Genomic DNA, 9193 nt, shown 5'->3' with positions numbered 1-9193 from the left:
CCCCATGAAACAGGTCTGATACTGCCCTTTCTTCCTCAGTTTTATATGTTAATTTTACTATTCTGAGAAATTATTGTCAATTAAGATTCACCATTCCGAAACTGTAAATGCCAAATATCGTGATTATAATCAATTTTTATAGCATCAAATCCAACAAAATAACGAAAACATTATAACGAATAAAGAATCAAGTCTACTATTACAGAACATAAAAAACCGGCAGGAAATCATTCCCACCGGCTTTTCACCTGATCGCAGATACTGCCCCATTGACAGTCCCCGCATATCTCTGTTCTTTTTCCAGGTGCAAGGATTTTATCCTGCACTTTTTCCACAAACTCCCTGAAAGGAAGCTGCTGTCCTTCTTCAAATCCGCAGTAAGCAAGCACGCTGCGGTCAAATCTTTGCACTTTCCTGCCTGCTTCGCAGCCCTGTTCCAGATTATTGGGACATGCTCTGCAGATCTCATCCTCCTGCAGAGTCAGCTGTACGCTGGCACCTGCAAGAAATTTTTCAAGCATTTCTTCCATATGTATGGTAAAGCCATCACTGTAGCCTTTTCCCACAAAATAGGCAAGACACATCCCATGATGAGGACGTAATGCCACAGGCTTTTCCTTACTACTGCATTGGCACATATTTCCGAACCTTTCTGGAAAGAACAAATGCCAATGCGATCTTAACCAGATCCGGAACAATAAACGGAATCACACACCAGCTAAGAACGGTTCCCAGTCCTACGGCACCGGTTGTCTGCGCATATACCACCATAAACCAGATGGTTCCCAGTGCATAGCATACCAGCAGTCCGATCACCATGGAAATGATCTGTACAACAGGTTTTTTTCCCAATACTTTTTCAATGCCCCACATTACCAGTGCTGAAAAAAGGAATCCAACGATATAACCTCCGGTAGTGTTTAACAGGACCCCGATACCGCCTGAAAATCCTGCAAATACCGGTACACCTACTACGCCTAGTAAAATGTATACAAGAACAGCAAGGGTTCCTCTTTTGCCTCCCAGAACCCCAACTGCCATAAATACGCCAAAGGTCTGCAGGGTAAATGGTACAGTCATTGGTATGGAAATCCAGGAACATACTGCCATTACTACCGCAAAAATAGCAATATAAGCCAGATCGTAAGTTTTTGTTTTGGTAGCTGCAACTGAGCTCATAAAAAAATCCTCCTGATGAATGAATAGATTTTGGTAACTGTTCAAAGCCCTTACGGGATGCTATCTGCTGAGCAGTTACAAATTTTGTACATTGAAAATCTATCACACACCAAGAGGAATGTCAACCATTTTTTTATACAAGGTTTACAATTGCGTTCGTATTCAGTTTACAATCAGATTGCTTTTAGGTTTACAGTGAACATCACTTAATTTAATTGATACACATCTGCATGCTGCAAGCCAAAGCTTAATGCTTCAGAATGGCTTCCAAAGAAAATGTCCACATGTCCATAAGGAGTTCCCAGATCCTCCACTGTATACACATTGCCATTGATCAGGAGTTGTGTTCCAAAAGGCACACCTGCCATCGCCACTGTACGCCCTGCTGAAGGAACTGTACCGCTGGCAGTCAGATTGCCTGCTGTGCCGCAACACTGTGCACAGTTGCAATATGCAGTCAATGTAAAGTTACCAAGATAGGTTCCCTGTCCGGAACCGGAGCTTTCCTGGGAGGAAGAACTTTCCTGGCTGGAAGAACTTTCTGAATCACTGCCCTGTGACTCTCCTTCATAAGAGGAAGATTCCTGATAAGAATCGCCGCCGGAGGACTCTACACTCTCGCTCTCATCACTGTAGTCATCGTAAGAATCACCGGATCCTGTAGAAGAGTTCTCCGTATATGTATCCTCTTCCTGAGACTGGCTCTGCTGGGCTGCTGCCTGCTGCGTCAGACTATAAATACTGTTCTCAGCACTGGAAATCTGTGCGGAAAGAGCAGCTGCCTCTGCCTGGCTGGCACTGATCTGGCTGATATAAGAAGCAATGCTGTCATTGGTGCTGGATACTAAAGCCTGAACCTCCTGCTTCTTAGATGCGCTTTCTGCAAGAAGCTGATTCACAGAAGCAGCTTCCTTCTCAAGGTTCTCTTCCTGCTCCTGGATGCTTGCCTGAAGATCCTCATATTTCTTCAACATATCTCGGTCATACTTGGACAACTGGGAAATATTCTCTGCACGGTTCATAAACTGGGTAAGATCACTGGAAGATAATAAAAGCTCCAGCATGGTAGTCCCACCATTCTCATACATATATACGATACGTTTCTTCATAGCTTCGTACTGCTGCTGGGACTGCTGCTGTGCCTTGGCCAGCTCCAGCTTCATATTCTGAAGCTCATCTTCCTTCTGGGCAGCCTGGATGCTTAGCTGTGAAACGCTGTCTGTTAATTCTTCATACTGGCTGTTCAGCTGTGCCAGATAGCTTTCCAGTTCCTGACGCTTGCTCTCAAGGCTGCTGATATTTCCCTGTGCCTGGGCAAGTCCGGCCTGTGCCTGTGCCTTCTGGGACTGCATGTCTGCAATCTGTTCGTCAATATCTGCTGCATAAACACCTGTGCCTGTTGTCAAAGTAAGGATCCCTGCAAGAAGCACCGGAATAAGCTTTTTATTTCTCATATACTAACACCTCGTAATCAATTGTAGCATCAGTATAACATATTTTATCACAAAATCAATAGTTTTATTTTATTTCTGTAACAATTGTGTAATATTTCCAGTATGCTGCTACCAGTGCAAAGAAAAAAACGGATGCCATATACCTTTATGATATATGGCATCCGGCCTGTAATTCACCAGTTATCTGTTATGAAATCATTTCATATTACAGAATAAAGTAATCAGATCTCCTTAGGCTTCCATAGCCTCCTCTGGCTCTGCAGCCATTACTTCATCATACTTGTCCAGGATGATTCTCTGGATACGGTCGCGGGTTGCAGAATTAATAGGATGTGCAATGTCCCTGTATTCTCCGTCTGTAGCTTTCCGACTTGGCATTGCGATAAACAGCCCCTTCTCACCTTCGATCACCTTGATATCATGAACTACGAATTCATCATCAATGGTAATCGATACAACTGCTTTCATCTTGCCCTCTTTTGCTACTTTTCTCACGCGTACATCTGTAATGTTCATTTTTGCTGCCCCTTTCGTTTTCCCATACAATATATATGATCTGTACTCTGACTGTTGCATAACCGTCCAGCCTCCCACAGCTATGATAAAGCATATGGCCTGTCAGACAGTTACACATTTATATCCCATGGATATAAGATTCTTTCAGGATTTACAGCACATATCTCTCATTTTTTTCTACAACGATCTTAACTTCGCCTTCTCCGCAATAGTAAGAATTTGCCCGAATGGTATCCCTGCTCTCAACAATGCAGTTCTCAATGTGCGTATTATCCCCCAGATACACATCATTCAAGATCACTGAATTCTTGATCACACAATTGTTCCCTACGAATACATCTTTAAACAGAACGGAATTCTCCACAACACCGTTGATGATACATCCGCTGGCTATCAGACTGTTCTTCACGCTGGCTCCCGGATTATATTTGGCAGGCGGCAGATCATCGATCTTTGTCTTAACAGACGGCTCCTGCTTAAAGAAATAATTACGGATCTCAGGCCTTAGGAAATCCATGTTGGTCTTGTAATAAGACTCCACAGTGGAAATATTGCTCCAGTATGTATCGATCTTATATCCGTAGATCCTTTTCAGATTCTTGTAGCGGATCAGGATATCCTGTACAAAATCATTCCTGCCTTCCTGTGCAGCCTTCTCGATCAGTTCGATCAGCTGCCTTCTGCGGATCACATAAATACCGGTAGAAACCGTATTATAAGAAGATACCATTGGCTTCTCTTCAAATTCTTCGATCCTGCAGTCTTCATTCATACGGAGCACACCAAAACGCTCCACCTCTGACGGATCCGGACATGTAGTACATACAACCGTGATATCCGCTCTCTTTGCAATATGGTATTCCAGGACCTTGTTGTAATCCAGCTTGTAAATACCATCGCCGGATGCGATCACCACATATGGCTCATGGCTGTTCTTCAGGAAGGTAAGATTCTGGTAGATAGCATCTGCTGTACCCTGGTACCAGAAGCTGTTGTCCTTGGTGATCGTGGGTGTAAATACGTAAAGTCCTCCTTGTTTCCTGCCAAAATCCCACCATTTGGAAGAGCTTAAGTGCTCATTCAGGGAGCGTGCATTGTACTGTGTCAGTATAGCTACCTTCTGTATATGGGAATTGGCCATATTACTAAGTGCAAAATCTATGCTGCGATAGCTGCCTGCAATGGGCATTGCTGCGATCGCCCTCTTGTCAGATAATTCCCTCATGCGGTTGTTATTGCCGCCAGCTAAAATAATACCGATTGCTCTCATGCCTTGTCACCATCCTTTGCTGCGATCACCTGTCCACTTTCCAGGATGCCTCCCGGATAATCCTTTGCTGTAGTAATACCGGAAACAGCTGTGTTCTTCCCGATCTTTACATCAGGCGGGATCACACTACGCTCTCCTATGGTAGCAATGCCAAATGCATATACAGCCGGCTTCAATACATTCTCAGCCTCTTCGCCACAACCAAGGGTCACATGGTCTCCAATGGTAACATCCTCGGCAACAATGGACTTATCCATCACTACCCCTTCTCCGATCACGGTATTCCTCATGATAATAGAGTTACGGATCACAGAACCCTTGCCAATCACTACATTGGGACCGATCACTGAATTATGGACTTCTCCATAGATCTCAGCTCCCTCACCGATCAGACACCGGTCAAGAACAGCGTCCCCGGAAATATATGCCGGTGGGATAATATCCCCTTTGGTATAAATCTTCCAGAACTCTTCGTAAAGATTAAACTCCGGAATAATGTCGATCAGCTCCATATTGGCTTCCCAATAGGAACCCAGTGTACCTACATCCTTCCAGTAGCCATTATATTCATATGCAAAAAGCCGCTCTCCCTTTTCCTTACAATAAGGAAGGATATGCTTTCCAAAATCACAGCTCTGCTGATCCTTAAGTGTATAAAGAGCTTCCTTAAGGGCCGGCCAGCTGAATATGTAAATGCCCATAGAGGCCAGATTGCTGCTTGGATGCTCTGGCTTCTCCTCAAACTCTGTAATACGGCTTGTCTCATCAGTGACCATGATCCCAAATCTGCTTGCCTCTTCCATAGGTACCGGCATACATGCAATGGTAACATCTGCCTTATTAGCCTTATGGAAATCCAGCATCACCTCATAATCCATCTTGTAAATGTGATCTCCGGAAAGGATCAGAACATAGTCAGGATTGTACTGCTCCATATAATCCATATTCTGAAAGATTGCATTGGCTGTACCTGTGTACCACTCGCTGCTGCTGCTCCGCTCGTAAGGAGGAAGGACTGTCACACCGCCTTCATTACGATCCAGATCCCAGGGAATACCAATCCCAATATGTGTATTAAGACGCAGCGGCTGATACTGGGTCAGCACGCCAACTGTATCAATCCCTGAATTAATACAGTTGCTCAATGGGAAATCTATGATACGGTACTTCCCGCCGAAAGACACGGCCGGTTTGGCAACTTTCTCCGTCAGAACTCCAAGTCTGCTTCCTTGACCTCCGGCCAGGAGCATGGCAATCATTTCTTTCTTAATCATGTAATCACCTCTTGCTGTAAGTTTATGGTTTTCTTATTATATCATACTTTATCCATTTCGTGAACATATTTTACAATTTTTTTGTCCAATTATTTTATTTTTTATATCTATTGTATACTATTTTTTTCCTTTTTTCCTCTGTTTTTTGTGTATTTTGTCTATTTTTTATATATTTCGACCTTATTTTACATTTTCATGGATTGCATCTTAAAAAAACACCTGATTTTTTTTTAAAAACCTGTTATTCAAAGAAATACTTTTCATTTTTTCTTAAAAGAGGTATACTATAGCAAATTTATATTTTTCATTAAGGAGATTTTTATTATGTATCAGATAGACTTCCACAAACCGCTTCATATCCACTTTATCGGGATTGGCGGTATCAGTATGAGTGGATTGGCTCAGATCCTGCTTCAGGAAGATTTCATTGTTTCCGGCTCTGATGCCAAAGAAAGCCCTCTTACCGATGCCCTTGCCCAAAAGGGAGCACGTATCTTTTACGGACAGCGTGCCTCCAACATCCAGGATGATGTAGAGATTGTGGTATATACAGCAGCGATCCACCCGGATAATCCTGAATTTGCAGCAGCTAAGGCAAAGGGGATCCCTATGCTTACCCGTGCCCAGCTTTTGGGGCAGATCATGCGCAATTACCAGACACCCATCGCTATTTCCGGTACTCATGGCAAGACCACAACCACTTCCATGATTTCCCAGATCCTTCTGGAAGGAGCCTGCGACCCTACCATCAGCGTAGGCGGTATTCTTCCTTCCATCGGAGGCAATATCCGTGTGGGACAGTCTGAGACCTTTGTAACCGAGGCCTGCGAATATACCAACAGCTTTCTCAGCTTTTTTCCAAAAATCAGCGTGATCCTGAATATGGATGCCGATCATCTGGACTTTTTCAAAGATATTGAGGACATCCGTCATTCTTTCCGACGCTTTGCACAGCTTCTCCCTGCAGATGGCACCTTGATCATCAATGTAGACACACCTCATTATGAAGACATCATCAAAGACCTTCCATGTAATGTGATCACCTATGGCGTTCAGAATATGGCTGATTACCAGGCCACTGATATTACCTATGACAAATATGGACATGCCTCCTTTACCGTTTTAAGAAATGGTAAAAAGGCAGGCAGCTTTTACCTGAAGGTTCCGGGGATCCACAATGTATCCAATGCACTGGCAGCTATTGTACTGGCTCAGCTGCTCCAGATCCCTGATGATACCATTGTCAAAGGACTTGGAAGCTTCACCGGTACAGACCGCCGTTTCCAATTTAAGGGAGAAGTGGGCGGGATCCACATTGTAGATGATTATGCTCATCATCCTACAGAGATCCGTGCCACCCTTACAGCAGCAGCTAATTATCCTCACAAGAAAATCTGGTGTGTATTCCAGCCACATACATATACCCGTACTAAAGCACTGCTTCCTGAGTTTGCACAGGCTTTGACCCTGGCTGATCATGTGATCCTGGCTGATATTTACGCAGCAAGAGAGACCAACACCATCGGCATCTCTTCTGCTGACCTTCAGGAAAGGATCCAGGCACTTGGAACTCCATGTGAATACTTCCCATCTTTTGACGAAATCGAGAATTACATTCTTTCCCACTGTGCTTCTGGCGATCTGCTGATCACCATGGGAGCCGGAGATGTAGTACGTATCGGCGAACAGCTACTTGGTAAATAATTATGTCTTTCAGAACATTTATATATCAGCTGGGAGTTATCTCCCAGCTGATATAGTCTCCGGCAGGATTGCAGAGGTGCGCAGGAGAAGTATGTCATGCAATTGCATGACGCGCACCTCGCAGCAAGAATGCCGAGGCATTCTTGCTTTTTGTTTTTCCTCTAATCCAGAGAGAATTTACAGAAAACTATATGAATGTTCTTTTTTTATTTATACACATTTCGTCCCCTGTTTTCCACATAAAGAAAAAGTTATCCACAATTAAAAACCTCAGTATTTTTGCTGTTTTTCCGTGCTTATCCACATTATCCACAGAATTATGCACATTTTTTCTCCCATAAAGGTGTGGATTCTTATGTGTATAATCTGTTTGACATAATTCGACAACAGTTCCTCCTATAAAATGCCTTATTCCAACATTTTCTAACCTTTTCCGGTTTCCCATAATCTTATTGGCAACCTTCTTTCCACACTATCCACATTATCCACATTTAAATGTGGATGATTACTGGTGTTTAACCCCGGTATTCTCTTTTAAAAAAAGTTGTGTTATAATAAATCCACTTTCAGAAAAGGAGTGTAACAGTCCATGAACACCATCCATCTCCGGGCTCTTTCATCCTCACAGGTGACGATACTTTCCAATATATTTATTGATCAGTATATGCCGGGAGCCGGCGGCGAATTTGTAAAAGTTTATATTTACCTGCTGCGGCTTCTTGCCGATCCTTCCGCTTCTGTTTGTCTGCCTCTTCTGGCAGATCGTCTGAACTGTACAGAGGGGGATATCAGCCGTGCCCTGAAGTACTGGAGTAATGAAGGACTTTTGATCCTTGAGACTGATCCTTCCGGAGAGCTGACAGGTATTACCCTGACAGAGCCTTCCCCGGATACACAGATGGAGCTGACAGCTACAGTCTCTGTTCCACAGTCTGCACTGGCAGCCACTGCTCCTATTTCGCAGACGGTATCTGCAGCCACTGTCTCTGTTCCACAGTCTGCACTGGCAGCCACTGCTCCTATTTCGCAGATGGTATCTGCAGCCACTGTCTCCACGCCACAGCCGGATACTGCACCGTCCAGATCTGCCTCTGCTCTCACCCCAGCCCGAATCAAGGAGCTTAAGGAGAACGAGGATGTAGCACAGCTGATCTACATATGTGAGCAATACCTTGGCAAGACTCTTACCCCCACCGATACCCGTAAGATTCTTTTCTTCTACGATGAACTGAAGATGTCCGTGGATCTTATTGATTTCCTGATCCAGTATTGTGTAGGCCGCGGCCATAAGAGCATGCGTTATATTGAGACAGTTGCCATGGCCTGGTCTAAGGAAGGGATCACTACCGTGGAGATGGCCAAGGATTCCACCTCCCGCTATGGCAGAGACTATTTCACCATCCTGAAAGCTATGGGGATCACCAATCGCAACCCTGTGGATTCAGAGATCGTTATGATGGATACATGGCTGAAGGATTACGGATTTTCCATGGACATGATCCAGGAAGCCTGCAGCCGCACCATTATGCAGACCGGACAGCCCAGCTTCCAGTACGCACACAAGATCCTTACCGGATGGTTCAAAAAGGGTGCCCTTACCCCAGAGGCAGTACATGCCCTGGATGTCCAGCACCAGAAGCGCAGCCAGGACAACAGCCGGGGCCGTTCCCAGACACCTAAGTCCCCTAATCGCTTCAATAACTTCCAACAACGGAATTATGATTTCAAAGAACTTGAGAAGCAGCTTCTGGAGCGCCAGAATCCCTACTCCCAACAGCCTCACTAACAGAGGAGAT

The 9193-nt window shown here is 44.4% G+C and carries 9 protein-coding genes; 2 read left to right on the top strand and 7 right to left on the bottom strand.

Annotated elements, in window-relative coordinates; all coding sequences use genetic code 11:
* Nucleotides 1–227 precede the first annotated feature (227 nt).
* The 6 genes from OCV61_RS11310 to OCV61_RS11285 form a co-directional block, all read right to left on the bottom strand.
* The gene (locus OCV61_RS11310; protein ID WP_262582842.1) at nt 228–608 is read right to left on the bottom strand and encodes a DUF1284 domain-containing protein; all 381 of its coding nucleotides are present in this window, start codon (nt 606–608) and stop codon (nt 228–230) included.
* 13 nt (nt 609–621) lie between these two features.
* Complete coding sequence (locus tag OCV61_RS11305; RefSeq protein WP_158421918.1) at nt 622–1179, bottom strand: biotin transporter BioY; 558 nt, start codon at nt 1177–1179, stop codon at nt 622–624.
* 206 nt (nt 1180–1385) lie between these two features.
* A complete protein-coding gene (locus OCV61_RS11300; RefSeq protein WP_158421917.1) occupies nt 1386–2633 on the bottom strand; it encodes a PcsB-like coiled-coil domain-containing protein in 1248 nt (415 codons plus the stop codon).
* A gap of 231 nt (nt 2634–2864) precedes the next feature.
* Entirely contained in the window at nt 2865–3149 is a 285-nt protein-coding gene (gene spoVG, locus OCV61_RS11295) for a septation regulator SpoVG (RefSeq protein ID WP_158421937.1), read from the bottom strand.
* A gap of 151 nt (nt 3150–3300) precedes the next feature.
* Nucleotides 3301–4419 carry a glucose-1-phosphate adenylyltransferase subunit GlgD gene (gene glgD / locus OCV61_RS11290; protein ID WP_158421916.1) on the bottom strand — a complete coding sequence of 373 codons (1119 nt, stop codon included), beginning with the start codon at nt 4417–4419 and terminating at the stop codon, nt 3301–3303.
* On the bottom strand, nt 4416–5693 hold the full coding sequence (locus OCV61_RS11285) for a glucose-1-phosphate adenylyltransferase (protein ID WP_158421915.1): 1278 nt from the start codon (nt 5691–5693) through the stop codon (nt 4416–4418). The genes glgD and OCV61_RS11285 overlap by 4 nt, the downstream gene beginning before the upstream one ends.
* Before the next feature lie 324 nt (nt 5694–6017).
* Here OCV61_RS11285 and murC point away from each other — a divergent pair, with 324 nt between their 5' ends.
* Entirely contained in the window at nt 6018–7397 is a 1380-nt protein-coding gene (gene murC / locus OCV61_RS11280; RefSeq protein ID WP_158421914.1) for a UDP-N-acetylmuramate--L-alanine ligase, read from the top strand.
* Nucleotides 7398–7584: 187 nt separating this feature from the next.
* On the opposite strand, the gene OCV61_RS11275 is transcribed toward murC, so the two are convergent.
* Entirely contained in the window at nt 7585–7842 is a 258-nt protein-coding gene (locus OCV61_RS11275) for a hypothetical protein (protein ID WP_158421913.1), read from the bottom strand.
* Between the two features lie 144 nt (nt 7843–7986).
* Between OCV61_RS11275 and OCV61_RS11270 the strand changes: the two genes are divergently transcribed.
* The gene (locus OCV61_RS11270; RefSeq protein WP_158421912.1) at nt 7987–9183 is read left to right on the top strand and encodes a DnaD domain protein; all 1197 of its coding nucleotides are present in this window, start codon (nt 7987–7989) and stop codon (nt 9181–9183) included.
* Nucleotides 9184–9193: the final 10 nt, after the last annotated feature.

Origin of the sequence: Blautia ammoniilytica (genome assembly GCF_025566965.1) — a bacterium.
Classification (GTDB): domain Bacteria; phylum Bacillota; class Clostridia; order Lachnospirales; family Lachnospiraceae; genus Blautia_A; species Blautia_A ammoniilytica.
This window is presented reverse-complemented; position numbering and strand designations above follow the sequence as displayed.